Source organism: Rathayibacter tritici (genome assembly GCF_001641005.1).
GTDB lineage: Bacteria > Actinomycetota > Actinomycetes > Actinomycetales > Microbacteriaceae > Rathayibacter > Rathayibacter tritici.
In genome coordinates this window covers 1,409,688-1,434,610 of sequence record NZ_CP015515.1, presented here as the reverse complement: position 1 = coordinate 1,434,610, position 24,923 = coordinate 1,409,688, and the positions used below count along the sequence as shown (strand labels likewise).

Sequence of the window (24,923 nt, the reverse complement as noted above, 5' to 3'; positions counted from 1 at the left end):
GAGCAGTGCGTCGGTCCCACCGGCACACAGAAGGACACTGCACATGTCTGTGGACATCACCCCCGAATTCAACCCGCTGAGGTTGAGCTTCGACCGCCGATTGAACCGGATCGCCGGGCCCAGCGGGCTCGTTATCTTCGGCGTGACCGGCGACCTCTCCCGGAAAAAACTCATGCCCGCGGTGTACGACCTCGCGAACCGCGGTCTCCTGCCGCCCGGCTTCGCCCTCGTCGGGTTCGCCCGGCGCGACTGGGACGACCAGGACTTCGAGCAGGTCGTCCACGACTCAGTGAAGAAGCACGCACGCACCGAGTTCCACGAGGAGGTCTGGGCGCAACTCGCCCAGGGAATCCGCTTCGTGCAGGGCGAGTTCGACGATCCGGAGGCGTTCGCGCGACTGAAGACTACGGTCGACGAACTCGACCGCGAGCGCGGGACGAACGGCAACTTCGCCTTCTACCTCTCGATTCCCCCGAAATCTTTCCCGCAGGTCACCGAACAGCTGCGCAACTCGGGTCTCGCCGAGCAAAAGGACGGCCAGTGGCGCCGCGTCGTCATCGAAAAGCCGTTCGGCAGCGACCTGACGACGGCCCGCGAACTCAACGACGTGGTCGAGTCGGTCTTCCCGCCCGACTCCGTCTTCCGCATCGACCACTACCTCGGCAAGGAGACCGTCCAGAACATCCTGGCGTTGCGCTTCGCCAACATGATGTACGAGCCGCTCTGGAACGCGAACTATGTCGACCACGTTCAGATCACGATGGCCGAGGACATCGGCGTCGGTGGTCGCGCGGGCTACTACGACGGCATCGGAGCGGCGCGCGACGTCATCCAGAACCACCTGCTCCAGCTGCTCGCGCTCACCGCGATGGAGGAGCCGATCTCGTTCGATGCGGCCGACCTCCGCGCCGAGAAGGAGAAAGTGCTTGCGGCCGTGCGCCTGCCCGCCGATCTGTCGACAGCGACCGCTCGCGGGCAGTACGCCGGCGGTTGGCAGGGCGGAGAGAAGGTCCTCGGCTTCCTCGAGGAGGACGGCATGAGCCCCACGTCGACCACCGAGACCTACGCCGCCATGCGCCTGGATATCGGCACCCGCCGCTGGGCCGGCGTCCCGTTCTACCTGCGCGCCGGCAAGCGCCTCGGTCGTCGAGTAACGGAAATCGCCGTCGTGTTCAAGCGCGCGCCGCAGCAGCTCTTCGCTGAGAGCCAGACCACCTCGCTGGGCCAGAACGCGCTCGTCATCCGGGTACAGCCCGACGAAGGGGTCACCATGCGCTTCGGCTCCAAGGTGCCCGGCGCCGGGATGCAGGTGCGCGATGTGACGATGGACTTCGGTTACGGCCACGCCTTCACCGAGGCCAGCCCCGAGGCCTACGAGCGCCTCATCCTCGACGTCCTGCTGGGAGAGCCGCCGCTCTTCCCGCGGCACGAGGAAGTCGAGCTGTCCTGGAAGATCCTCGACCCGATCGAGGAGTTCTGGAGCACGCAGGGCCAGCCCGAGCAGTACCGCCCCGGAACCTGGGGCCCCGATTCCGCCGACGAGCTCCTCGCCCGCGACGGCCGCACCTGGAGGCGTCCATGATCGTCGATCTGCCCGACACCACGACGAGCGAGGTCTCGAAGACCCTCGTCAAGATCCGTGAGGAGGGCGGCGCCGTCGCCCTCGGCCGCGTGCTGACCCTCATCATCGCCACCTCCCGGGGTCACGAGGAGGAGGCCATCGAGGCCGCCAACGACGCGTCCCGCGAGCATCCCATGCGCGTCATCGTGGTCTCCAAGGACGACGGCACCACGACGGTGCCGGTCGACGCGACCGCCCGAGTCGACGCGCAGATCCGGGTCGGAGGCGACGCCGGAGCGAGCGAGGTGGTGGTCCTTCGCCCCTACGGCGATGCGGCGGTGGATGAGGAGAGCCTCGTCACGGGCCTGCTCCTGCCCGACGCTCCCGTCGTCGCCTGGTGGCCGAACAGCGCGCCCGGGAACGCCTCCGCGTCGCCGATCGGCCGCATCGCGACCCGGCGCATCACCGACGCCTCGGCCCAGTCGAACCCGGCGGAGGCGTTGCACCACCTCGCCTCCACCTACGCGCCCGGCGACACCGACTTCGCCTGGACCCGCCTCACCCTCTGGCGCGCTCAGCTCGCCGCCGTGCTGGACCAGCCGCCGTACGAGCCGATCACCGCCGTCCAGGTCTCGGGCGCGCCCGACTCCCCCTCGACGATCCTGCTCGCCGCCTGGCTACAGCTCGAACTCGGCATCCCGGTCGACCACGAGCTCACGATCAGCGCGACCGGGTCCAGCGGGATCCACGGCGTGCGGCTGATCCGCGACTCCGGAGTCATCGAGCTCGAGCGCTCCGTCCCCGATATCGCAACGCTCACGCAGCCCGAGCAGCCGGTACACGACATCTCGCTCCCGCGCCGCAGCCTCCGCGACTGTCTGGCGGAGGAGCTGCGCCGCCTCGATCCGGATGACCTGTACGGTGAAGTGATCTCGCGCGGGGTCGACATGCTCACCGAGAAGGCCGAGGCCCGCAGCGCCTCCTGAGGTGTGAGCGCCTGTCCCGGGCGCCCCACCTCAGAACTTCCCGACACCGGAGCCGAACCCCGCCGCTCGGCACCCGAACCCGAAGGAGATCCCCAGATGACCACCGAACGCCGCGTGCTGGTCCATCGCGACAAGCAGACCCTCGCCGGCTCGGTCGCCGCGCGGTTCCTGACCAAGACGATCGACATCCTCGACGAACTGGGGTCGGCGAACGTGGTGCTCACCGGAGGGAGCATGGGGGCCGCGACACTCGCGGAGATCGCCTCCTCCTCCGCCGCAGGTAACGTCGACTGGTCGCGTGTGCACTTCTGGTGGGGCGATGAGCGCTGGGTGCCGCGGGGACACGAGGATCGCAACGACGTCCAGGCCGGAGATCTGTTCCGTGTCCTGGACGTGCCAGCGGCGAACGTGCACTCGTACCCCGCATCGGACGAGGGCCTCGACCTCGACGGGGCCGCCGCCGCTTACGATGCGCAGCTGCGGGAGCACGCCTCCGAGGGCCGCGAGTACCCGCGGTTCGACATCACCTTCCTCGGCGTCGGACCGGACGGACATATCGCCTCGCTCTTCCCCGAGCGCTCCGCGATCCGCTCGAGAACTCCGGGCGTTCTCGCGGTCCGCAACTCCCCCAAGCCGCCGCCCGAGCGCCTGACGCTCACACTGCCGCTGATCAACCAGTCGGACCGCATCTGGATGGTCCTCGCCGGCGCCGACAAGGCCTCGGCCCTCGGACTCGCGCTCGCGGGTGCCAGTACCAACGAGGTCCCGGCGTCGGGTGCGTTCGGGCGCAAGCGCACGGTCTTCTTCGTCGACCAGGAGGCCGCGGCCGAGGTCCCGGAGTCGCTGATCGCCCCCAGCTACTGAGGCTCGCAGACGCCGGAAGGTCCGTCCCCGAGGGGGCGGGCCTTCCGGCGTTCTCCCGTCCGAGAGGATCAGGAGGGGGTGGCGGTTCCCCGGCGAGCACGCAGCTGCTGCAAGGCCTCCTCGAGGAGCTGCGCCGCCTCGGCCTCGGTCCGGCGCTCCTTCACGTAGGCGAGGTGCGTCTTGTACGGCTCGGCCTTCGCGACCTGGGGCGGGTTCGCCCGGTCACGGCCCGCGGGGAGACCGGACTGCGGGGAGTCGATCACCTCGGGGATCTCGTCATCGGGGAGCGCCGCCGAGAAGTGGCGCACCGTCTCGTTGCCGAGAGCGTCCCAGTAGGAGACCGCGACGCGTTCCGCGTGGAAGCCCCGGTCCTGCTCGCCCATCGGTCCTGCGCCGACGCGCGAACCGCGGATTGCACTGCCGCCTGATGCCATTGCGAGTACCCCTATGCTCCGGTGGTGAACTTGGTGATGAGGCCGAGCACCACGATGCACGCCAGCCAGATGAGCCCGAGAATCACAGTGATGCGGTTCAGGTTGCGCTCGGCGACGCCCGAGGCACCGAGGTTGGAGGTGACTCCGCCCCCGAACATGTCGGACAGACCGCCGCCGCGCCCCTTGTGGAGCAGGATCAGCATGGTGAGCAGAAGGCTCGTGATGCCCAGGATGACCTGGAGCACGACCTGGAGGATGTCCACGCGGTACCTTTCGAAGTTCTTGCGCCTTGCGCGCCCCGACGAGTATAACGGCGCCTGCGAATCGCCGAGGAATGCGTAGCCTCGTGTTCCCGCGGACGGATATGGGCGGGCCTCCGACAAGCCGCGCGCAGCCGTGCAAGGCGAACCGGTGATCCGCGGTCCAGCGGATCGACGGAGCCGAGCGTCGCACGCTCTCCGCAACGCACCCCGCCATCGAGCCGACCGCGCCACGCCGCGCAGGGAGCGGTGTGGACGAGGAAAGGGCGGGCCCCACGGGCCCGCCCTTTCCTCGCACCAGCTCAGACCCCGACGTGGTTCCGGAATCGTGCGATCGCGGCGAACTCGTCGACCTGGAGGCTGGCGCCTCCGACGAGCGCTCCATCGACATCGGGCTCGCGCATGAAGCCGGCGATGTTGCCGGACTTCACGGACCCGCCGTAGAGGATGCGGGTCTTCGCCGCGGTGTCCGCGCCGAGGACATCGGCGACTACCGCGCGCAGGGCCTTGCAGACCTGCTGCGCCTGCTCGGGCGTCGCCGCCTGGCCGGAGCCGATGGCCCAGACCGGCTCGTACGCGACGACCAGGTCAGCGTCCGTCGGGAGGCCGGTGAGGGCCTCCTTCAGCTGCGCGACCGGCACGGCCGAGGGGCCGTGCTTCTCGAGGTCCTCCGCGGTCTCGCCGACGCAGATGATCGGGGCGACGCCGTGCTTGACCGCTGCGGCCGACTTGGCTGCGATGTCCGCATCCGTCTCGCCGTGGAGCGTGCGCCGCTCCGAGTGGCCGACGATCACGTAGTCGCAGTCCAGCTGCTTCAAGAACTGGCCCGAGATCTCCCCGGTGTAGGCACCGCTGTCGAACTTCGAGACGTCTTGCGCACCGTACGTGAGCGGCAGGGCGTCCGAGTCGATGAGGATCTGCACCGGCCGGAGGTCGGTGAAGGGCGGAAACACCGCGACCTCGACGCCGTCGAAGTCGTGGTTGGCGTCCTTGAGGCTCCACGCCAGCTTCTGCACGAAGGCAATGGCCTGGAGGTGGTCCAGATTCATCTTCCAGTTGCCGGCGATGAGCGGGGTGCGGGCGGTGGTGTCTACCATCCGAGGACCTCCAATCCGGGGAGGCGCTTGCCTTCGAGGAATTCGAGGCTCGCTCCACCTCCCGTTGAGATGTGGCCGAACTGGTCGTCCTCGAAGCCGAGGGCCCGGACGGCGGCGGCGGAGTCGCCGCCACCGACGACGCTGAGTCCGTCGACCTCGGTGAGCGCCTGCGCGACGGTCTTCGTGCCGGCCGCGAACGGCTCCAGCTCGAAGACGCCCATCGGTCCGTTCCAGAACACCGTCGTGGACGCTGCAATGACCTCGGCGAAGCGCTTCGCCGTGTCCGGTCCGATGTCGAGGCCGAGGCCCTTGTCACCGAACGCGGTGTCCTCGATCGCATCGGCCGCAGTGACCTCGTGCTCGGCGTCGGCGCCGAACCTTGAGGCCACCACGATGTCGGTGGGCAGCACGATCTCGACCCCCAGCTCCTTCGCCCTCGCAAGGTAGCCGAGCACGGTGTCGACCTGGTCCGCCTCGAGCAGGCTCGCGCCGACCTCGTGGCCCTGGGCCTTGAGGAAGGTGAAGAGCATCCCGCCACCGATGAGGATCGAGTCGACCTTCGGCAGCAGGTGCTCGATCACGCCGAGCTTGTCCGACACCTTCGAGCCGCCGAGAACGACGGAATAGGGGCGCTCGGGCTTCTCGGTCAGACGCTCCAGCACCTTCAACTCGGCCGCGATCAGCGTGCCCGCAGCACTGGGGAGCAGCTGAGCGAGCTCGTAGACGCTGGCCTGCTTGCGGTGGACGACTCCGAAGCCGTCGGAGACGAAGGCGTCGCCGTAGGCGGCGAGCTTCTCGGCGAAGGCACGGCGCTCCGCCTCGTCCTTGCTCGTCTCCCCGGGGTTGAACCGCAGATTCTCGAGGACGACGACCTGGCCGTCCTCGAGGGCGTCGACGGCGGCCGAAGCGGCCTCGCCGACGGTGTCGTCTGCGAAGGACACTGGAGCATCGAGCAGCTCGCCGAGGCGGGCGGCGACGGGAGCGAGACTGTACTTCGCCTCGGGCGTCCCCTCGGGGCGCCCAAGGTGGCTCACGACCACGACTCGGGCACCCTCGGAGACCAGACGCTGGAGCGTGGGGACCGACGCACGCACGCGACCGTCGTCCGTGATCGTCGCGTCCCTCAGGGGGACGTTCAGATCGCAGCGGACGACGACGCGCTTGCCTGCGAGGGAACCCAGTGAGTCCAGAGTGCGGAACGTCACTGCGCGCAGCCCCTAGAGCTTGCCGGCGACGAACTCGGCGACGTCGACGAGACGGTTGGAGTAGCCCCACTCGTTGTCGTACCAGGAGGCGACCTTGACCTGGTTGCCAATCACTTTGGTGAGACCCGAATCGAAGATCGAGGAGTGCGGGTCGGTCACGATGTCACTCGACACGATCGGGTCCTCGGTGTACTTCAGGATGCCCTTGAGGTCGCCCTCGGAGGCCGCCTTGTACGCCGCGTTGATCTCCTCGACGGTGGCGGGGGTGGTCAGCTCAACGGTGAGGTCGGTGATCGAGCCGGTCGGGACCGGGACACGCAGGGCGTAGCCGTCGAGCTTGCCGACGAGCTCCGGGATGACCAGGCCGAGAGCCTTGGCGGCACCGGTCGAGGTCGGGATGATGTTGAGCGCGGCGGCGCGTGCGCGACGCAGGTCGCTGTGCGGGCCGTCCTGCAGGTTCTGATCCGCGGTGTACGCGTGGACCGTGGTCATCAGCCCTCGCTCGATGCCGAAGGTGTCGAGCAGAACCTTGGCGAGCGGCGCGAGGCAGTTCGTCGTGCAGGACGCGTTCGAAATGATGTCGTGCGTCGCCGGGTCGTAGGTGTTCTCGTTCACACCGAGGACCAGGGTCGCGACGTCACTGCCGGTGGCGGGAGCGGAGACGATGACCTTCTTGGCACCCGCGGTAATGTGCTTGCGCGCATCCTCCGACTTGGTGAAGCGGCCGGTCGACTCGATGACGACGTCCACTCCCAGCTCACCCCAGGGGAGGTTCGCGGGGTCGCGCTCCTCAAGGACGATGATCGGCCGACCGTTGACGACGATGCGGTCGCCGTCGAGCTCGACGGTCGCGTCGAGACGGCCCGTGATGGAGTCGTATTTCAGGAGGTGCGCGAGGGCCTTGTTGTCGGTGAGGTCGTTGACCGCGACGATCTCGAGGTCGCTGCCCTTGGCGAGGGCCGCGCGGAAGAAGTTACGACCGATACGGCCAAAGCCATTGATGCCGATCTTGACGGACACAGATATCTCCTGATGAGGACAGGCACCTCGACGGTGCAGTGGAGGGGTGGAAGCCGGCGACAGGGCGTCCCGGGCGCGGGGCCCGGGACGCCGAGATCGCTACGACAGTAGCAGCAGACCCGACGTCCGCTCGCGAGCCTTCTCGAAGCGCGCGGACACGTCGGCCCAGTTCACAATGTTCCAGAATGCCGCGACGTAGTCGGCCTTTACATTGACGTAGTCGAGGTAGAAGGCGTGCTCCCACATGTCGAGCAGGAGGACCGGGACGGTCGCCGCGGCGAGGTTGCCCTGGTGGTCGTAGAGCTGCTCGATGAGGAGCTTCTCGCCGAGCGAGTCCCAAGCGAGGATCGACCAGCCGGAGCCCTGGATGCCGAGGGCCGACGCGGTGAAGTGGGCGCGGAACTTATCGAACGAGCCGAAGTTGTCGTCGATTGCCGCGGCGAGCTCGCCGACGGGCTTGTCGCCGCCGTCCGGCGAGAGGTTGTTCCAGAACACGGTGTGGTTCACGTGACCGGCGAGGTTGAAGGCCAGGTCCTTCTGGAGCTTGTTCACGTTCGCGAGGTTCTCGCTGTCGCGAGCCTCCTGCAGCGCGGCGAGAGCGGTGTTCGCCCCGGTCACGTACGTCGCGTGGTGCTTGTCGTGGTGGAGCTCCATGATCCGCCCACTGATGTTCGGCTCGAGGGCCGAGTAGTCGTAGGGCAGTTCGGCGAGCGTGTAGTCAGCCATGTGCGATCTCCTGTTCGTGGTCGTCGCTCCCGTGCGACCCGTCGGCGTCTCGGCGTCTTCCGCACGGCGGAGGAAGAGGGCCGGGAGTGTCCTGAGCGACCCGATCAGTCTAGCGAGAGGCCCCCACGGCGTTCGGAGGGCTTGTGCTGTTCGACCAGGCGACACTCAGCGTTCGCCTGGCGACGCTGGCCCGCCCGCCGGGTCTACAGGTCCTGCAGTTCGGCGGGAAGGTTCGCGTCGGTGCCCGGGATATCAAGATCGGAGGCGCGCTTGTCGGCCATCGCGAGCAGTCGGCGAATCCGACCGGCCACGGCGTCCTTGGTCATCGGCGGGTCGGCGTGGTGACCGAGCTCGTCCAGGCTCGCGTCGCGGTGGGCCAGGCGCAGGCGTCCGGCATAGCGGAGGTGCTCGGGGATGTCGTCGCCGAGGATCTCCATCGCGCGCTCCACTCGCGCGCACGCGGCAACGGCGGCCTGGGCGGAGCGGCGCAGGTTGGCGTCGTCGAAGTTGACGAGCCGATTCGCGGTCGCGCGGACCTCGCGGCGCTGGCGCAGCTCCTCCCAGCTCGCGACGGTCGCGGTCGCGCCCATCAGGGTGAGCATCGCGCTGATGCTCTCGCCGTCGCGGATGACGACGCGGTGCACGCCGCGGACTTCGCGGGACTTGGCCTGGACGCCGAGGCGTCCCGCCGCTCCGACGATCGCCATCGCCGCTTCATTGCCCGGGCAGACGACCTCGAGCGCGGCAGAGCGGCCGGGGTCGGTCAGCGAGCCCTGCGCGAGGAAGGCGCCGCGCCACAGAGCGGCGAGTTCCTCACGGGAGCCGGTGGTCAGGCGATTCGGCAGGCCGCGGACGGGGCGGCCGCGCTGGTCGAGCAGGCCGGTCTGCCGGGCGAGGGTGTCCCCGCCGTCGACGACGCGCACGAGCCAGCTCGTAGTGCGGCGCGAGCCGCCGGCCGAGACGATGCTGCCCTCGCTGCGGACGCCGTAGAGTTCGGCGAGGTCGCGGCGCACGCGGGTCGCGAGCGGGGCGGAGTCGAGCTCGACCTCGACCGCGAGGCGGTGGGAAATGATGTGCAGTCCTCCGCAGAAGCGGAGGATGGTCGCCAGTTCGGCGGCTCGGACGGTGTTCTTGCGCGAGACGATCGCAACCAGTTCGCCCTTGACGTCTGCGGTGAGGGCCACGGAGTCTTCCTTACGTCGGGTGCGCGGCTGAGCGCGCGGGGATCATTCTCGGCCGAGGTCGCGGTGCGCCACGTTGACGGCGACGCCGGGCAGTTCAGCCAGCCGAGCCGCGACACGGCCGGCGACCGCGACGGAGCGGTGCTTGCCTCCTGTGCAGCCGATGGCGATGGTCGCGTGGCGCTTGTTCTCGCGCTGGTAGCCGTCGAGCACGGGGCGCAGAGCCCGGGAGTAGGAGTCGATGAACTCCTCGGCGCCCTGCTGGGCCAGCACGTAGTCTCTCACCTCTTCGTCGAGACCCGTATGCGGACGCAGCTCCGGAATCCAGTACGGGTTCGGCAGGAACCGTGCGTCGGCGACCATGTCGGCGTCGGTCGGCAGTCCGTACTTGAAGCCGAAGCTCATCACCGTGACCTGTAGACCGGCGCGGCCGGCCTCGGCGAAGCGCTCCGTGATGCTGGTGGCGAGCTGGTGGATGTTGAGATCCGAGGTGTCGATGACGATATCTGCCGACTCCCGCAGTTGGGCCAGGCGCGTGCGCTCGGCGGAGATGCCGTCCAGGAGCGTGCCCCGGCCCTGCAGCGGGTGCGGCCGGCGTACCTGCTCGAAGCGGCGGACCAGGGCGGCGTCGGTCGCCTCCAGGAACACCACCCGCAGGTCGACTCCGGCGCGCAGCTCGCGGATGATGTCGCCCAGGTCCTCGAAGAAGTCGCGTCCGCGGACATCGACGACCGCGGCGATCTTCGGCAGCGTGTCCCCCGCCCGCTGGGCGAGGTCGACGAGCGGCCGCAGCATCTGCGGCGGCAGATTGTCGACGACGTACCAGCCGAGGTCCTCCAGCGCGTTCGCGGCTGTGGACCGGCCCGCTCCGGACATCCCCGTGACGATCAGCACGTCTTGCTGCTCGCTCTCCGTGCTCATGCGCTCTCCGTGCTCGTGTCTGCTCGTGTCCTCGGTGCCGGGCACCGGCCCGCTCTCCCCGGAGGACGGGCCTCCAGCCTAGGGCGTGCCCCCTGCGGCGGACCCGTCCGGGTGTAGGTGTGCGTGGATCGCGCCCGCCAGAGTCGGGCCGATGCCGGTGACCTCGGCGATCTCGCTCTCGCCCGCCTCGCGCAGTCGCGCGACGGAGCCGAAGTGCTTGAGCAGCTCGCGCACGCGCGTGCTGCCGAGCCCGGGCACCTCGGCGAGCTGCGACGAGATGTCGCGCTTGCGTCGCGTGCGCTGGTGCGTGATCGCGAAGCGGTGGGCCTCGTCGCGAATCCGCTGAAAGAGGAAGAGAGCGTCACTATTGCGCGGCAGGATCACGGGGAAGTCGGAGTCGGGCAGCCAGATCTCCTCGAGGCGCTTGGCGATCCCGCACAGGGTGATGCCCGTCACCCCCGACTCGTTCAGCGCACGCTGGGCGGCCGCGACCTGGGGCTGACCGCCGTCGACGATCAGCAGCTGCGGCGGGTAGGAGAACTTGCGCCGCTTGGCCTCGCCCGTCTCCGGGTCGATCGCCGCGGGCTCGACCGGCTCGCGCAGGTAGGCGAGGCGGCGGGTGAGCACCTGGTGCAGCGACTCCGTGTCATCGGTGGACTCGGCGATGGAGAAGCGACGGTACTGGTCCTTGCGAGCGAGCCCGTCCTCGAAGACCACCATCGAGGCGACGATGTTGGTGCCGCTGAGGTGGGAGACGTCGTAGCACTCCATCCGCAGCGGCGCCTCACTCATTCCCAGGGCGTCGCGGATGTCCTCGAGCGCCTGCGTGCGCGCGGTGAAATCGGCCGAGCGGCGGGTCTTATAGAGCATCAGCGAGTGCTTCGCGTTCTGCGTCGCCGTCTCGAGCAGAGCCGCCTTATCACCGCGCTGAGCCGCTCGGAGGCGGACATTCGTACCGCGCAGACCGCTCAGCCACTCCTCGAGCGCCTCGGTGTCCTCCGGCAGCTCCGGCACGACGACCTCCCGGGGCGGGATGTCGCCGGTCTCGTACGCGGCCTGAAGAGCCGTGTCGACGAGCTCCGCCGTGCTCATGTCGAGCTCCTTGTCGACGACCCAGCCGCGCTCACCGCGAATGCGGCCCCCGCGGACGCGGAACTGCTGCACGGAGGCGGCGAGTTCGTCGTGCACGATCGCATAGAGATCGACATCGACGTTGTCTCTGAGCACGACCGCGCTCTTGGCCAGGACCGCGTCGAGGGCGGCAGCCTGGTCGCGCAGCTTGCCCGCTCGCTCGTACTCCATCGCGCTGGCGGCCTCGCGCATCTCCTTCTCGAGTTCGCCGATCATCCGCCGGTCATGACTGCCCATGAAGGCGACGAAACGATCGACCATCTCGCGGTGCTCCGCAAAGGTGACCCGGTGCGAGCAGGGCCCGCCGCAGCGTCCGATCTGCGACGCGAAGCAGGGTTTACCGCTCTGCATCGCGCGCTTGTAGGTGGAGTCGTTGCAGGTCCTGATCGGGAACGCCTTGATCATCAGGTCGATCGTCTCGTGGATCGCCCAGATCTTCGGGTAGGGCCCGAAGTAGCGGGCCTTGCGAATTTTCGCGTTGCGCGTGACCATCACTCTCGGCGCCTCGTCGCCGAGCGTCACCGCCATATAGGGGTACGACTTGTCGTCGCGGAACTTGACGTTGAAGGGCGGGTCGAACTCGTTGATCCAGGTGAATTCGAGCTGGAGTGCCTCGACGTCGGTCCCCACGACGGTCCACTCGACTCCCGAGGCCGAGGTGACCATCCGCCGAGTTCGCTCGTGCAGGCTCGGGAGTGGCGCGAAGTAGTTGCTCAGCCGAGCGCGGAGGTTCTTGGCCTTGCCCACGTAGAGCACCCGACCCCGGGCGTCCGTGAAGCGGTACACGCCCGGGAGGGTCGGGATCTCGCCCGGCTTCGGCCGGAAGTCGACTGTCTGCGTCATGCCTCTCGCTCGCGTCAGCCGAGGATCTCGGCGAGGAACATGCCCGTGTGGCTTCCCTCGGCCTTCGCGACATGCTCGGGCGTGCCCACGGCCACCACCTGGCCGCCGCCCGCTCCGCCCTCGGGGCCCATGTCGATCAGCCAATCGGCCGACTTGATCACGTCGAGGTTGTGCTCGATGGTGATGACCGTGTTGCCCTTGTCGACCAGGCCGTTGAGCACCATCAGGAGCTTGCGGACGTCCTCGAAGTGCAGGCCCGTGGTCGGCTCGTCGAGCACGTAGACGCTGCGGCCGTTCGAGCGGCGCTGGAGCTCGGTGGCGAGCTTCACGCGCTGCGCCTCGCCGCCGGAGAGCGTGGTCGCGCTCTGACCGAGGCGGACGTAACCGAGGCCCACCTCGACCAGTGTCCGGAGGAAGCGGTGGATCGCCGTGATCGGCTCGAAGAAGTCGGCGGCCTCGGCGATCGGCATGTCGAGTACCTCGGCGATGTTCTTGCCCTTGTAGTGCACGGTGAGGGTGTCGCGGTTGTAGCGCGCTCCCCCGCAGACCTCGCACGCGACATAGACGTCGGGAAGGAAGTTCATCTCGATCTTGATCGTGCCGTCGCCCGAGCAGGCCTCGCAGCGTCCGCCCTTGACATTGAAGCTGAACCGGCCGGGCAGATAGCCGCGTGCCTTGGCCTCCGTCGTCTCTGCGAAGAGATTGCGGATGCGATCGAACACCCCGGTGTAGGTGGCGGGGTTCGAGCGCGGCGTGCGGCCGATCGGGTTCTGGTCGACGTGCACGACCTTGTCGAGGTTCTCGAGGCCGGTGACGCGGGTGTGCTTGCCCGGTACTTTCCGGGCTCCATTGAGCTGGTTGGCGAGCACTCGATACAGGATGTCGTTGACCAGGGTGCTCTTGCCCGATCCTGAGACTCCGGTGACCGCGACGAACGTGCCGAGCGGGAACTCCGCATCGACTTTGCGCAGGTTGTTGGCGTTCGCCCCGACGACCTTGATCATCCGCTTGCGGTCGATCTTGCGGCGCTTCTTCGGAACCTCGATCGCCTTGCGGCCGGACACGTAGTCGCCGGTGAGCGAGTGGGTGTTCTGGAGTAGGGATTCGTAGGAGCCGGAGTGCACGACCCTGCCGCCGTTGACCCCTGCACCCGGGCCGATGTCGACGATCCAGTCGGCGGTGCGGATCGTGTCCTCGTCGTGCTCGACCACGATCAGAGTGTTGCCGAGATCGCGCAGCTTGATGAGCGTGTCGATGAGGCGGCGGTTGTCGCGCTGATGGAGGCCGATGCTCGGCTCGTCGAGCACGTAGAGCACACCGGTGAGCCCGGAGCCGATCTGGGTCGCGAGCCGGATCCGCTGCGCCTCACCGCCGGACAGGGAGGCAGCGGCGCGCGAGAGGTTGAGGTAGTTCAGCCCGACTTCGATGAGGAAGTCGATGCGCGCCCGGATCTCGCGGAGCACCTGCGCGGCAATGTGCGCCTCGCGGTCGGTGAGCTCAAGCCTGCTCATGAAGTCCTGGGCGTCGCCCAGACTGAGGTCGGCCACATCGGCGATGCTCGCGCCGTGCACGAGCACGGCGAGCACCTCGGGCTTGAGGCGTGAGCCCTTGCACACGGGGCAGGGCACCTCACGGAGGAACTCGGCCCAGCGGGTGCGCTGGACGTCGGTCTCGGCCTGAACGAACTGGCGCTCGATGTAGGGCACGACGCCCTCGAAGCCGGAGGTGTAGCTCATTTCGCGGCCGTAGCGGTTCTTCCACTTGACCTTGACCTCGAAGTTGTCGCCGTGGAGGACGGCCTGCTGCACCTCGGTGCTGAGGCGCTTCCACGGGGTGGTCAGCGCGAAGCCCAGGTCGCGCGCCAGGCCGTCGAGCAGCTTCTCGTAGTACTGGAAGAGGCCCTTGCCCTGGGTGGTCCAGGGAATGATGACGCCCTCGGCGATGCTGAGGTCGGGGTCGCCGAGCAGCAGTTCGTCGTCGACCGACATCCGCGTGCCGAGGCCGGAGCACTCGGGGCAGGCTCCGAACGGCGCGTTGAAGGAAAAGGTGCGCGGCTCGATCTCGGTGAGCGAGATCGGGTGATTGTTCGGGCAGGACAGCTTCTCGGAGTAGGTGGTCCACGCGCCCTCGCCCTCACCGTCGACGAAGTTGATCTGGACGATGCCGTCGGTGAGCCGCAGAGCCGTCTCGAGAGAGTCGGTGAGGCGTCCGAGGATGTCGGGGCCGGCGACGAGCCGGTCGACGACGACCGAGATGTCGTGCTTATACTGCTTCTTGAGCACGGGCGGCTCACTCAGCTGGATGAGCTTCCCGTCGACCATCGCACGCGAATAGCCGCCCGCGGTCAGCTCCTTGAAGAGGTCGACGAACTCGCCCTTCTTCTGCGAGACGACAGGGCTGAGGATCTGGTAGCGAGTGCCGGACTCGAGTTCCATCAGCTGGTCGGCGATCTGCTGAACAGTCTGCGCCGAGATCTGCTCGCTGCAGATCGGGCAGTGCGGAATTCCGATGCGGGCCCAGAGCAGACGCATGTAGTCGAAGATCTCGGTGATCGTGCCGACGGTCGAGCGCGGGTTGCGGTTCGTCGACTTCTGGTCGATCGAGACGGCGGGGCTGAGGCCCTCGATGAAATCGACGTCTGGTCGGTCCACCTGTCCGAGGAACTGGCGGGCGTAGGCGGAGAGCGACTCGACGTAGCGCCGCTGGCCCTCGGCGAAGATCGTGTCGAAGGCGAGGGACGACTTGCCGGAGCCCGACAGACCGGTGAACACCACCATCGAGTCGCGGGGGATCTCGAGGTCGACGTTCTGCAGGTTGTGCACCCGCGCGCCGCTCACCACCAGCTTCGACGTCGACTCGTCGAGCGAGGAGACGAAGCGGTGGAAGGAGGGAGAGGGGGTGGAGGAGGGGTCCGTAACGGCGTTCAGGATCGACACTCCGAAAGTGTATGCGGAGCCACCGACATCGCCCGAGGCGTTCGCTGGGCGCTGATCCGCCGGTCCCTCCCCTTGCCGATCAGCGCTCTCGATCACGACAGGTGGCCGGCCTTCTCCATCTGCCGCAGCTCGCGCTTGAGCTCCTGGACCTCGTCGCGCAGCCGGGCCGCAAGCTCGAACTTGAGCTCGCCCGCCGCCTGGAGCATCTGACCATTGAGGTCCGCAATGATCGCCTCCAGGTCGTTGCCGCCGTTGGCCGCGAGTCCCTGCCGGCGCAGGTTGGGCGTAGGACTCTTCTTCTTGGAGTCGCGGCCGGCGAGCAGCTTGGCGGTATCGGCCCCCTCACGGGCGAGGGCGTCGGTGATGTCGGCGATCTTCTTGCGCAGCGGCGTCGGGTCGATGCCGTGGTCGAGGTTGTAGGCGACCTGCTTCTCGCGCCGGCGGTCGGTCTCGTCGATCGCGAGCCGCATCGAGTCGGTCACCTTATCGGCGTACATGTGCACCTCGCCCGAGACGTTGCGGGCAGCGCGGCCGATGGTCTGGATGAGCGACGTCGACGAGCGGAGGAAGCCCTCCTTGTCGGCGTCGAGGATCGCCACGAGCGACACCTCGGGAAGGTCGAGACCCTCGCGCAGCAGATTGATGCCGACGAGGACGTCGTACACCCCGGCGCGCAACTCCGAGAGGAGCTCGACTCGGCGCAACGTGTCGACGTCCGAGTGCAGGTACCGCACGCGAACGCCGGCCTCGGTGAGGAAGTCGGTCAGCTCCTCCGCCATGCGCTTGGTCAGCGTCGTGACGAGCACCCGCTCATCGCGCTCGGTGCGACGCGTGATCTCCTCGAGCAGGTCGTCGATCTGGCCCTTGGTCGGCTTGACAACGATCTCGGGATCGATCAGTCCGGTGGGGCGGATGATCTGCTCGACGATGCCGTCGGCGATCCCCATCTCGTAGCGACCGGGGGTCGCCGAGAGGTAGACCGTCTGGCCGACGCGAGACGTGAACTCCTCCCACTTCAGCGGGCGGTTGTCCATCGCCGAGGGCAGACGGAAGCCGTGCTCGACGAGGGTGCGCTTGCGAGAGGCGTCGCCCTCGTACATCGCGCCGATCTGCGGCACAGTGACGTGCGACTCGTCGATCACGACAAGGAAGTCGTCCGGGAAGTAGTCGAGCAGACAGTGCGGGGCCTCGCCCGACTCGCGGCCGTCGATGTGCCGGGAGTAGTTCTCGATGCCCGAGCAGAAGCCGATCTGCTGCATCATCTCGAGGTCGAAGGTGGTGCGCATCCGCAGCCTCTGAGCCTCGAGGAGCTTGTTCTGCTTCTCGAGGTCGGCCAGACGTACCTCGAGCTCCTGCTGAATAGTGTCGATCGCCCGATGCATGACGTCCTGGCTGGCGACATAGTGCGAGCCGGGGAACACCGAGACCGACTCGAGCTTACGGACGATGTCGCCGGTGAGCGGATGCAGTGTGTACAGAGCCTCGATCTCGTCGCCGAACATCTCGATCCGGATCGCGAGTTCCTCGTACATGGGGATGATCTCGATCGTGTCGCCCCGCACCCGGAAGGTTCCCCTGGCGAAGTCGACGTCGTTCCTGGCGTACTGCATCGAGACAAACTTGCGGATGAGGCGGTCGCGGTCCACGCGCTGGCCCACCTGGAGCGCCACCATCGCCTCGAGGTACTGCTCGGGCTGGCCAAGGCCGTAAATGCAGGAGACGGTGGAGACGACGATCACGTCCCGGCGGCTCAGGAGCGAATTGGTGGTGGAGTGCCGCAACCGCTCGACCTCGGCGTTGACCGAGCTGTCCTTCTCGATGAAGGTGTCGGTCTGCGGGACGTAGGCCTCGGGCTGGTAATAGTCGTAATACGAGACGAAATACTCGACCGCATTGTTCGGGAAGAGTTCGCGGAACTCGTTGGCCAGCTGCGCGGCGAGCGTTTTATTGTGCGCGAGAACGAGAGTGGGACGCTGCACGGCCTCGACGAGCCACGCGGTGGTGGCCGACTTGCCGGTTCCGGTGGCGCCGAGCAGCACGACATCGGTCTCGCCGGCGTTGATCCGAGCGCTCAGGTCGGCGATGGCGGCGGGCTGATCACCGCTCGGCTTGTACTCGCTGACGACCTCGAACGGGTGCACGGCACGGGTTGGCTCCATGATCCGAAGCGTAGCCGTGACCACCGACACCGGGCTCGTCCTGCGCTGGGGGCGAACGCGAGTGCGCGCGTCCGGGACGCCGCCAGTTCGATTTGCAGGGGATACAGGCTCCGCGACGGCGCACAAGCGGAGGAGAGCGCTCCACGCGCGGGAAGACCTGCACATCGCACGCCTTCCTGCAGATCGGACGGCGGCCCGGCGAGCGGACGGCGGCCCGGCGAGCGGACGGCGGCCCGGCGAGCGGACGGCGGCCCGGCGAGCGGTGCGGGTCAGCGCGTCAGGCGCTCCCAGAGTGCGTCGGCCTGGGCGAGCGTCTCGTCAAGGGTTCCGGAGGCGTCGATCACGACGTCGGCGAGAGCCAGGCGCTCCTCGTCGCTCGCCTGCGAGGAGACGCGGGCGCGCGCCTGCTCCTCCGTCATACCGCGCACCGCGACCAGCCGCTCGATCCGGGTCCGCTGCGGTGCCTGCACGACGACAACCTCGTCGAACTCCCGCGCACCGCGGCCCTCGGCCAGCAGCGGGACGTCGTAGACGACCACGACGTCCGGATCCGCCGCGGCCGCCTCCGCGAAGAGGCGCTGCGAGCGGAGTGTCACCGCCGGATGGGTGATGGCGTTCAGATCGGCGCGCGCGACTGCGTCCGAGAAGACGATTGCGCCGAGGGCTGCGCGGTTGAGGGCGCCGTCGGAGCGGATCACAGCCGGGCCGAACCGCTCGATGATTGCCGCTAGTGCGGGCTCCCCCGGCTCGACGACCTGCCGGGCGAGGACGTCAGCATCGACGATCACGGCTCCGTGCTCGGCGAGACGGCGGGCGACGGTGGACTTGCCCGAGGCGATGCCTCCGGTGAGGGCGACGAGATGCACCCGGCCACCCTACCCAGCCGAGCCGTGACCCTGGAGACGCCGAACGGCCGGCCCCCGAGGGAACCGGCCGTTCGATGCGACGTGCTCGCGATCAGTTGCTCGCGATCAGTTGCTGGAGGACAGCTTTTCGCGCAACGCGGCGAGGGACTCGTCATCGGCGAGAGTGCCGCCGGTGGTCGCCTCGCTGGTGAAGCCAGCGCCGACCGAGACACCCTCGGAGACGGTCGCCGCCTCCTCCTGCGACTTGACGACCTGGGCCTTGTGGGCCTCCCAGCGCGCCTGAGCAGCGGCGTACTCCAGCTCCCAGGCCTCACGCTGAGACTCGAAGCCCTCGCGCCACTCGTTGGTCTCGGGGTCGAAGCCCTCGGGGTACTTGTAGTTCCCCTGGTCGTCGTACTCCGTGGCCATGCCGTAGAGCGCCGGGTCGAACTCGGTGCCCTCGGGGTCGACGCCCTCGTTCGCCTGCTTGAGCGAGAGGGAGATGCGGCGACGGTCGAGGTCGATGTCGATGACCTTGACGAACACCTCTTCGCCGACCGACACGACCTGCTCGGCGAGCTCGACGTGCTTGCCCGACAGCTCGGAGATGTGGACGAGGCCCTCGATGCCGTCCGCAACGCGGACGAAGGCACCGAACGGAACAAGCTTCGTGACCTTGCCCGGCGCGACCTGTCCGATCGCGTGGGTGCGGGCGAAGACCTGCCACGGGTCCTCCTGCGTCGCCTTGAGCGAGAGCGATACGCGCTCGCGGTCGAGGTCGACCTCGAGAATCTCGACGGTGACCTCCTGGCCCACCTCGACGACCTCGGAGGCGTGCTCGATGTGCTTCCAGGAGAGCTCGGAGACGTGGACGAGACCGTCGACGCCGCCGAGGTCGACGAACGCACCGAAGTTGACGATCGACGACACGACGCCCTTGCGGACCTGACCCTTGTGCAGGTTGTTCAGGAACGTGGTGCGGCTCTCGGACTGCGTCTGCTCGAGGAGCGCGCGACGCGACAGAACCACGTTGTTGCGGTTCTTGTCGAGTTCGAGGATCTTCGCCTCGATCTCCTGGCCGAGGTACGGCGTGAGATCGCGGACACGGCGCAGCTCGATGAGCGACGCCGGAAGGAAGCCGCGGAGGCCGATGTCGACGATGAGACCGCCCTTGACGACCTCGATGACCGAGCCGGTGACGACGCCGTCCGACTCCTTGATCTTCTCGACGTCGCCCCACGCACGCTCGTACTGCGCGCGCTTCTTGGAGAGGATCAGTCGCCCCTCCTTGTCCTCCTTCTGGAGGACGAGGGCCTCGACACTGTCGCCCACGTTGACGACCTCGGAGGGGTCGACGTCGTGCTTGATGGAGAGTTCGCGCGAGGGGATGACGCCCTCGGTCTTGTACCCGACGTCGAGGAGGACCTCGTCGCGGTCGATCTTCACGACGGTGCCTTCGATGAGGTCTCCGTCGTTGAAGAACTTCAGAGTCTTTTCGACCGCGGCAAGAAAGTCTTCAGCAGACCCGATGTCGTTGATCGCGACCTGCTTGGTTGCCTTGTCGGTCGTTGCGGTTGTCATTAAGGGATGCTCCAGGATGGATGGGTCTCGGGCGGCGGCCCCCTGCGAGCCTCGCGGCTCGGCGGAGTGGTGACCACTGCGGTGGTGAGGATGTGCCTCCGACCCCGGAGCGGCGCTTGTTGGACCGGGAACCGGTCCTCCTCACGCGCCGCGGGCGCGGCGGCGCCACACATGTGACAACTGAGTTTACCAACCCGGCCGGGCGCACAGCAATCTCGACGCGCCCGTCTCGGCCTCGGGATCCGAGCTCAGCCCGCGAGACTGGCGCGGAGCGTGTCGAGTCCGACGCCGCCGAGGTCGAGCGCCCGCCGGTGGAAGCCCGCGAGCGAGAAGCTCGCGCCCTCACGGATCTGGGCCTGGTCGCGCAGCTGCTCCCAGATCCGCTGGCCGATCTTGTAGGACGGAGCCTGCCCCGGCCAGCCGAGGTAGCGGTTCACCTCGAAGCGAACGAAGGCGTCGTCCATAGTCACGTTGGCGCGCAAGAAGTCGAGGGCGGAGTCGGCGGTCCAGCCCCGGCCGGAGCCGGGCATCGGCTTCTGCAGGTGTACTCCGATGTCGAGGACGACGCGCGCCGCGCGCATCCGCTGGCCATCGAGCATGCCCAGGCGGTCGGCCGGGTCGTCGAGGTAGCCGAAACTCTCCATCAGCCGCTCCGCGTAGAGGGCCCACCCCTCGGCGTGACCCGACGTGCCTGCGAGTTGGCGGCGCCAGGTGTTCAGGCGGGCGCGGTTGTGCACCGCCTGCCCGATCTGCAGGTGATGCCCGGGGACGCCCTCGTGGTAGACGGTGGTCAGCTCGCGCCAGGTGGCGAACTCGGTGACGCCCGCGGGCACCGACCACCACATCCGGCCCGGACGCGAGAAGTCGTCGCTCGGTCCGGTGTAATAAATGCCGCCCTCCTGGGTCGGCGCGATGCGGCACTCGAGGCGGCGCACCTCCTCCGGGATGTCGAACGCAGTGCCGGCGAGCTCGCGGACGGAGCGGTCGCTCGTCTCCTGCATCCAGGCCTGCAACGCGTTGACACCGTGCAGCGTCCGCGCCGGATCGGCCTCGAGGTGGGCGATCGCCTCGGCGACGGAGGCACCGGGCAGGATCTCGCGAGCGATGGCCTCCTGCTCGGCCGTCATCCGCGCCAGCTCCTCGATCCCCCACTCGTAGGTCTCGTCGAGGTCGACGACGGCCCCGAGGAAGCGGCGCGAGTGCAGCGCGTACAGCTCGCGGCCGACGGCATCCTGCTCGGTCGCGGCGGGAGCGAGCTCGCTGCGGAGGAATTGCGCGAGGGAGCCGTACGCGGCCGAGGCGCGCCGGGCGCCGTCCTCGAGCCGCTGCGCGAGTGAGGCGGGCAGCGAACCGGCAGCGGGAGCGGCCTCGGCGGCCAGCTGGGCGAAGAATCCGCGGGGCGCGGCGATCGTGCGGGCCTGCTCCGCGACGAGCTCGACCTGGCGGAGAGCGGGAACCACTCCGGTACGGACCCCCGCGCGAAGGGTCTCGGCGTAGCCCTCGAGCGCCGTCGGCACGGCCAGCAGCCGCTCGGCGATCGCGTCCCAGTCGGCGACCTCGTCGGTCGGCATCAGGTCGAAGACGTCGCGCAGCTCCTGGGCAGGGGACGCGATCACGTTGATGTCGCGCAGCGGCAGGCCCGCATCGTGCCCCTCGAGGGCGAGACGGAGCTCGGCGCTCAGGTCGGCGACGGTGACACGGTCGACCTCGTCGGCGGGCTCGACTGCCTCCAGCTCGGCGAGTGCGGAGGCCGTCGCGGCCCGCGCGCGCTCGAGGCCGATCGGCGAATAGTCACCCAGGAGCCCGTTCGCCTCGGCGCGGCCGATGGCGGTGCCGAGGGTGGGGTCGAGGTCGACGAGCGTGTCGACCCAGCGCTCGGCGACGGCGTCGACGGCGGTGGGCTCGCGGGGGATGTCGGTGCTCATGCCTCCGAGCCTAGCCAGGCCGCGCAGCCGGCTCAGTGCGCCGCGACATCCCAGTCGGCTCCGTGGCCCACCTGTACCTCGAGCGGGACGCTCAGGTCGGCGGCCCCCGCCATCCGGTTGCGGACGATCGCCTCCAGCGGCTCCTCCTCGCCGGGAGCGACGTCGAAGATCAGCTCGTCGTGCACCTGGAGGAGCATGCGCGAGCCGAGGCCGCGCTCGTCGAGGTCGGACTGCACGCCGATCATCGCGCGCTTCATGATGTCGGCGGCCGAGCCCTGGATGGGCGAGTTCAGCGCCGCGCGCTCGGCGTTGTCGCGGAGCACGCGGTTCGCGCTCTGTAGCTCGGGGAACGGGCGGCGGCGCCCGAAGATCGTCTCGGTGTAGCCCGTCTCGCGGGCCTGCTCGACGACGCTGCGGAGGTAGTCGCGCACGGCGCCGAAGCGGACGAAGTAGTCGGTCATCAGCTGCTTGGCCTCGGCGCTCGAGATCCGCAGCTGCTTGGACAGGCCGAAGGCGCTCAGGCCGTAGGCGAGACCGTAGGACATCGCCTTCACCTTGTTGCGCATGGCGGACGTGACCTCGCCCGGCTCGACGCCGAAGATCCGCGAGCCGACGAACCGGTGCAGGTCCTCGCCGGAGTGGAAGGCCTCGATCAGCCCTGCGTCGCCGGAGAGGTGCGCCATGATCCGCATCTCGATCTGCGAGTAGTCGGCGGTGAGCAGGGTACTCGCCTCCGCTCCGTGCACGAAGGCGGTGCGGATGCGGCGGCCGACCTCGCTGCGGACGGGGATGTTCTGCAGGTTCGGGTCGTTGGAGGAGATGCGTCCGGTGGCGGTGCCGGTCTGGTCGTAGCTGGTATGGATCCGGCCGTCGGTGGTGACCGACTTCTCGAGGGTCTCGATGATCTGCTTGAGCTTTGTCGCGTCGCGGTGCTCGAGCAGCAGGCCGAGGAACGGGTGCGGATGGGACTCCTGGAGGTCGGCCAGGGCGGACGCGTCGGTGGTGTAGCCCGTCTTCGTCGCCCGGGTCCGGGGCATGTCGAGCTCCTCGAAGAGGACCTGCTGCAACTGCTTCGGCGAGCCGAGGTTCATTTCGTGACCGATCTCGGCGAAGGCGCGGCTCGCGAGGTCGGCGGCCGAGGTGGTCAGCTCGCCCCGGAGGCGCGCGAGCACCTCGGCGTCGATCGCAACGCCGGTGAGCTCCATCGTCGCGAGCACCTGCACGATCGGCAGCTCGATGTCGACGAGCACCGACAGCATCCCCTCGCCCAGACGCTCGCGGAGCGGCGCGACGAGCCGGTAGGCGTACCAGGCCTCGGTCGCCGGGCCCATCGGCTCGACGGTGGGGACGAGCTGGTTCGGGTCTCCCTGCGCCATCGTCTCGTCGAGGTGCTGCGCGACCTGGGCCGAGAGGGTGGCCGGGTGGCCGGTCGGCTGCAGGAGCCAGGAGGCGACGCGGGTGTCGAACTCGAGGCCCGCGACGGGGAGGGCTGCGCGGCGCAGCGCCTTGATCTGGGGCTTGGCGTCGGCGAAGTACTTGGGTGCGGGGCCGGCCAGCCATTCTTCGAGCGCGGTGTAGTCGGGCCGCTCAGCGGCCCACGGCACGAACGCCGTCTCCTTCTCGACCGCGAGACCGACGCCCTCGAGTCCGTCCGCTCCGAGCTGCACCTGAACGGCGACGGGCGCGGTGCCCTGCGACGAGACGCGGTCGAGCCAGTGCGCGAGCTCCTCGTCGACCAGGGTGCGGACGGCGGGGGCGGAGGTCGTGACCACGTCGCCCGCCAGAGCCGCGGCGGCGCCGTCGACGCCCTCCTCCGCGGCGATCGTCAGCACCCGCTCCTGGAGCGTCTTGAACTCCAGGCGGCTGAAGATCTCGCGCACCGCGTCCGGATCGATCGGCCGCCGAGTGAGGTCGTGCGGACCGAGCGGCAGCTCGACATCGGTCACGAGGCGATTGAGGCGGCGGTTGCGGAGTGCGTTCTCCTTCTGCTCGCGGAGCTTCTCGCCGACGACGCCCTTGATGTCGTCGGCGTGGGCGATGATGTCGGCCACCGTGCCGTACTGAGTGACCCACTTGGCGGCCGTCTTGGGGCCGACCTTGTCGACTCCGGGCAGGTTGTCGCTCGTCTCACCAACGAGAGCCGCGATCTCGGGGTACTGGTGCGGCTCGACACCGTACTTCTCGAACACCTTGTCACGGTCGTAGCGCGTGAGCTGCGAGACGCCCTGAGTGGAGGGGTAGAGCAGGGTGACCTCGGGGGTCACCAGCTGGATGGTGTCGCGGTCGCCCGAGACGACCAGCACCCGGAAGCCGGCCTCGGCGCCCTGGCGCGCGAGGGTGGCGAGGATATCGTCGGCCTCGAAGTCCTCCTTCGAGACGGTGCGGATGTTCATCGCGTGCAGCGCCTCCTCGAGGAGGGGGACCTGGCCCGTGAACTCGGGCGGAGTCTCGCCGCGGGTGCCCTTGTACTCGGGGTACTCCCGGGTGCGGAACGAGTAGCGGGAGATGTCGAACGCGACGCCGAGGTGGGTCGGCTTCTCGTTCTTGAGCAGCAGGATCAGCATCGACAGGAAACCGTGGATGGCATTCGTGTGCTGGCCCTCGCGGGTCTGGAAGCTGTCGACCGGGAGAGCGTAGAACGCCCGGAACGCCAGGGAATGGCCGTCGACGAGCAGGAGGGTAGGCTGTTCCGGATCTGACACACGGCCAGACTACACAGCGCCTCCGACACCGGATCGGCCCGCTCGCGCCCGCCGATCAGGGCCGCTCCGAGGCTCCAGCACGAGGAGCGACGTGACCGAGCCGACCCCCAGCACGACCGCCTGGATCCGCCCGCCAGGACTCGACCTGGATGCCGGGATCGGCCGCGGCATGGGCGAGCTCGCCGAGCGGATGGGCATCCTCTGGCACGAGCTCACTCCGCAGCACTCGGTCGCCTCGATGCCGGTCGAGGGCAACCGGCAGCCGTTCGGCATCCTGCATGGCGGCGCGCACGTGGTGCTGGCGGAGTCGATGGGCTCGATCGCGGCGAATGTGCATGCGGGCGAGGGGCGGCTTGCGATGGGCATCGAGCTGAACGCGAGCCACAGCCGCTCCGTCCGGTCGGGCTTCGTGATTGCCACCTGCGACGCGCTCCACCTCGGCTCCACCCTCGCCACGCACGAGATCGTCGTCCGCGATCAGGAGGGGCGCCGCCTCTCCACTGTCCGAATCACCACCATCATCCGCGACGCCCGGTGACGGAGCAC

The 24,923-nt window shown here is 68.6% G+C and carries 19 protein-coding genes; 4 read left to right on the top strand and 15 right to left on the bottom strand.

Annotation, left to right across the window (positions count from 1 at the left end):
* Nucleotides 1–43: 43 nt before the first annotated feature.
* From zwf to pgl, 3 genes are all read left to right on the top strand, one after another.
* Nucleotides 44–1,582, top strand: a complete 1,539-nt coding sequence (zwf, locus tag A6122_RS06515) for a glucose-6-phosphate dehydrogenase (protein ID WP_068252954.1) — start codon at nucleotides 44–46, stop codon at nucleotides 1,580–1,582.
* A complete protein-coding gene (locus tag A6122_RS06510; RefSeq protein WP_068252952.1) occupies nucleotides 1,579–2,547 on the top strand; it encodes a glucose-6-phosphate dehydrogenase assembly protein OpcA in 969 nt (322 codons plus the stop codon). The genes zwf and A6122_RS06510 overlap by 4 nt, the downstream gene beginning before the upstream one ends.
* A 96-nt stretch (nucleotides 2,548–2,643) precedes the next feature.
* Nucleotides 2,644–3,411 carry a 6-phosphogluconolactonase gene (gene pgl / locus A6122_RS06505; RefSeq protein ID WP_068252949.1) on the top strand — a complete coding sequence of 256 codons (768 nt, stop codon included), beginning with the start codon at nucleotides 2,644–2,646 and terminating at the stop codon, nucleotides 3,409–3,411.
* Between the two features lie 68 nt (nucleotides 3,412–3,479).
* On the opposite strand, the gene A6122_RS06500 is transcribed toward pgl, so the two are convergent.
* The 15 genes from A6122_RS06500 to polA all read right to left on the bottom strand — a co-directional run bounded on the left by A6122_RS06500 (nucleotide 3,480) and on the right by polA (nucleotide 24,377).
* Nucleotides 3,480–3,845, bottom strand: coding sequence for an RNA polymerase-binding protein RbpA (locus tag A6122_RS06500; RefSeq protein WP_068252946.1), 366 nt, complete (start codon nucleotides 3,843–3,845; stop codon nucleotides 3,480–3,482).
* Between the two features lie 11 nt (nucleotides 3,846–3,856).
* Nucleotides 3,857–4,108 (bottom strand): preprotein translocase subunit SecG, encoded by a 252-nt coding sequence (secG, locus tag A6122_RS06495; protein ID WP_068252943.1) that lies wholly within the window; start codon nucleotides 4,106–4,108, stop codon nucleotides 3,857–3,859.
* A 299-nt stretch (nucleotides 4,109–4,407) separates the two neighbouring features.
* Nucleotides 4,408–5,202, bottom strand: a complete 795-nt coding sequence (tpiA, locus tag A6122_RS06490; RefSeq protein ID WP_068252940.1) for a triose-phosphate isomerase — start codon at nucleotides 5,200–5,202, stop codon at nucleotides 4,408–4,410.
* Entirely contained in the window at nucleotides 5,196–6,407 is a 1,212-nt protein-coding gene (locus A6122_RS06485) for a phosphoglycerate kinase (protein ID WP_068252937.1), read from the bottom strand. Before A6122_RS06485 ends, tpiA begins: the two co-directional genes overlap by 7 nt.
* Nucleotides 6,408–6,419: 12 nt before the next feature.
* Nucleotides 6,420–7,427: a type I glyceraldehyde-3-phosphate dehydrogenase gene (gene gap / locus A6122_RS06480; protein WP_068252934.1), complete on the bottom strand. Its 1,008-nt coding sequence runs from the start codon at nucleotides 7,425–7,427 to the stop codon at nucleotides 6,420–6,422.
* A gap of 99 nt (nucleotides 7,428–7,526) precedes the next feature.
* Nucleotides 7,527–8,153 carry a superoxide dismutase gene (locus A6122_RS06475; protein ID WP_068252931.1) on the bottom strand — a complete coding sequence of 209 codons (627 nt, stop codon included), beginning with the start codon at nucleotides 8,151–8,153 and terminating at the stop codon, nucleotides 7,527–7,529.
* Nucleotides 8,154–8,356: 203 nt separating this feature from the next.
* On the bottom strand, nucleotides 8,357–9,337 hold the full coding sequence (gene whiA, locus A6122_RS06470) for a DNA-binding protein WhiA (protein ID WP_068252928.1): 981 nt from the start codon (nucleotides 9,335–9,337) through the stop codon (nucleotides 8,357–8,359).
* A gap of 42 nt (nucleotides 9,338–9,379) precedes the next feature.
* A complete protein-coding gene (gene rapZ, locus A6122_RS06465) occupies nucleotides 9,380–10,255 on the bottom strand; it encodes an RNase adapter RapZ (RefSeq protein ID WP_068257200.1) in 876 nt (291 codons plus the stop codon).
* A gap of 78 nt (nucleotides 10,256–10,333) precedes the next feature.
* The gene (gene uvrC, locus A6122_RS06460; protein WP_068252925.1) at nucleotides 10,334–12,229 is read right to left on the bottom strand and encodes an excinuclease ABC subunit UvrC; all 1,896 of its coding nucleotides are present in this window, start codon (nucleotides 12,227–12,229) and stop codon (nucleotides 10,334–10,336) included.
* 14 nt (nucleotides 12,230–12,243) lie between these two features.
* Nucleotides 12,244–15,069: an excinuclease ABC subunit UvrA gene (gene uvrA, locus A6122_RS06455; protein ID WP_237358266.1), complete on the bottom strand. Its 2,826-nt coding sequence runs from the start codon at nucleotides 15,067–15,069 to the stop codon at nucleotides 12,244–12,246.
* 188 nt (nucleotides 15,070–15,257) lie between these two features.
* Nucleotides 15,258–17,324: an excinuclease ABC subunit UvrB gene (gene uvrB, locus A6122_RS06450; RefSeq protein ID WP_068257194.1), complete on the bottom strand. Its 2,067-nt coding sequence runs from the start codon at nucleotides 17,322–17,324 to the stop codon at nucleotides 15,258–15,260.
* A 269-nt stretch (nucleotides 17,325–17,593) separates the two neighbouring features.
* Nucleotides 17,594–18,190, bottom strand: coding sequence for a dephospho-CoA kinase (coaE, locus tag A6122_RS06445; RefSeq protein ID WP_068252922.1), 597 nt, complete (start codon nucleotides 18,188–18,190; stop codon nucleotides 17,594–17,596).
* A gap of 105 nt (nucleotides 18,191–18,295) precedes the next feature.
* On the bottom strand, nucleotides 18,296–19,750 hold the full coding sequence (rpsA, locus tag A6122_RS06440) for a 30S ribosomal protein S1 (protein ID WP_068252919.1): 1,455 nt from the start codon (nucleotides 19,748–19,750) through the stop codon (nucleotides 18,296–18,298).
* Between the two features lie 248 nt (nucleotides 19,751–19,998).
* Nucleotides 19,999–21,675, bottom strand: coding sequence for a DUF885 domain-containing protein (locus A6122_RS06435; protein WP_068252916.1), 1,677 nt, complete (start codon nucleotides 21,673–21,675; stop codon nucleotides 19,999–20,001).
* A 32-nt stretch (nucleotides 21,676–21,707) separates the two neighbouring features.
* Entirely contained in the window at nucleotides 21,708–24,377 is a 2,670-nt protein-coding gene (gene polA, locus A6122_RS06430) for a DNA polymerase I (protein ID WP_068252911.1), read from the bottom strand.
* Between the two features lie 91 nt (nucleotides 24,378–24,468).
* On the opposite strand from polA, the gene A6122_RS06425 reads away from it, so the two are divergent.
* A complete protein-coding gene (locus tag A6122_RS06425) occupies nucleotides 24,469–24,915 on the top strand; it encodes a PaaI family thioesterase (protein WP_373408345.1) in 447 nt (148 codons plus the stop codon).
* The last annotated feature ends 8 nt before the right edge of the window (nucleotides 24,916–24,923 follow it).

What these genes read in the sequence shown, in the direction of transcription:
- zwf (WP_068252954.1), top strand. Translation starts at nt 44, where the DNA reads ATGTCTGTGGACATCACCCCCGAATTCAACCCGCTGAGGTTGAGCTTC.
- A6122_RS06510 (WP_068252952.1), top strand. Translation starts at nt 1,579, where the DNA reads ATGATCGTCGATCTGCCCGACACCACGACGAGCGAGGTCTCGAAGACC.
- pgl (WP_068252949.1), top strand. Translation starts at nt 2,644, where the DNA reads ATGACCACCGAACGCCGCGTGCTGGTCCATCGCGACAAGCAGACCCTC.
- A6122_RS06500 (WP_068252946.1), bottom strand. Translation starts at nt 3,845, where the DNA reads ATGGCATCAGGCGGCAGTGCAATCCGCGGTTCGCGCGTCGGCGCAGGA.
- tpiA (WP_068252940.1), bottom strand. Translation starts at nt 5,202, where the DNA reads ATGGTAGACACCACCGCCCGCACCCCGCTCATCGCCGGCAACTGGAAG.
- A6122_RS06475 (WP_068252931.1), bottom strand. Translation starts at nt 8,153, where the DNA reads ATGGCTGACTACACGCTCGCCGAACTGCCCTACGACTACTCGGCCCTC.
- rapZ (WP_068257200.1), bottom strand. Translation starts at nt 10,255, where the DNA reads ATGAGCACGGAGAGCGAGCAGCAAGACGTGCTGATCGTCACGGGGATG.
- uvrC (WP_068252925.1), bottom strand. Translation starts at nt 12,229, where the DNA reads ATGACGCAGACAGTCGACTTCCGGCCGAAGCCGGGCGAGATCCCGACC.
- uvrB (WP_068257194.1), bottom strand. Translation starts at nt 17,324, where the DNA reads ATGGAGCCAACCCGTGCCGTGCACCCGTTCGAGGTCGTCAGCGAGTAC.
- rpsA (WP_068252919.1), bottom strand. Translation starts at nt 19,750, where the DNA reads ATGACAACCGCAACGACCGACAAGGCAACCAAGCAGGTCGCGATCAAC.
- A6122_RS06435 (WP_068252916.1), bottom strand. Translation starts at nt 21,675, where the DNA reads ATGAGCACCGACATCCCCCGCGAGCCCACCGCCGTCGACGCCGTCGCC.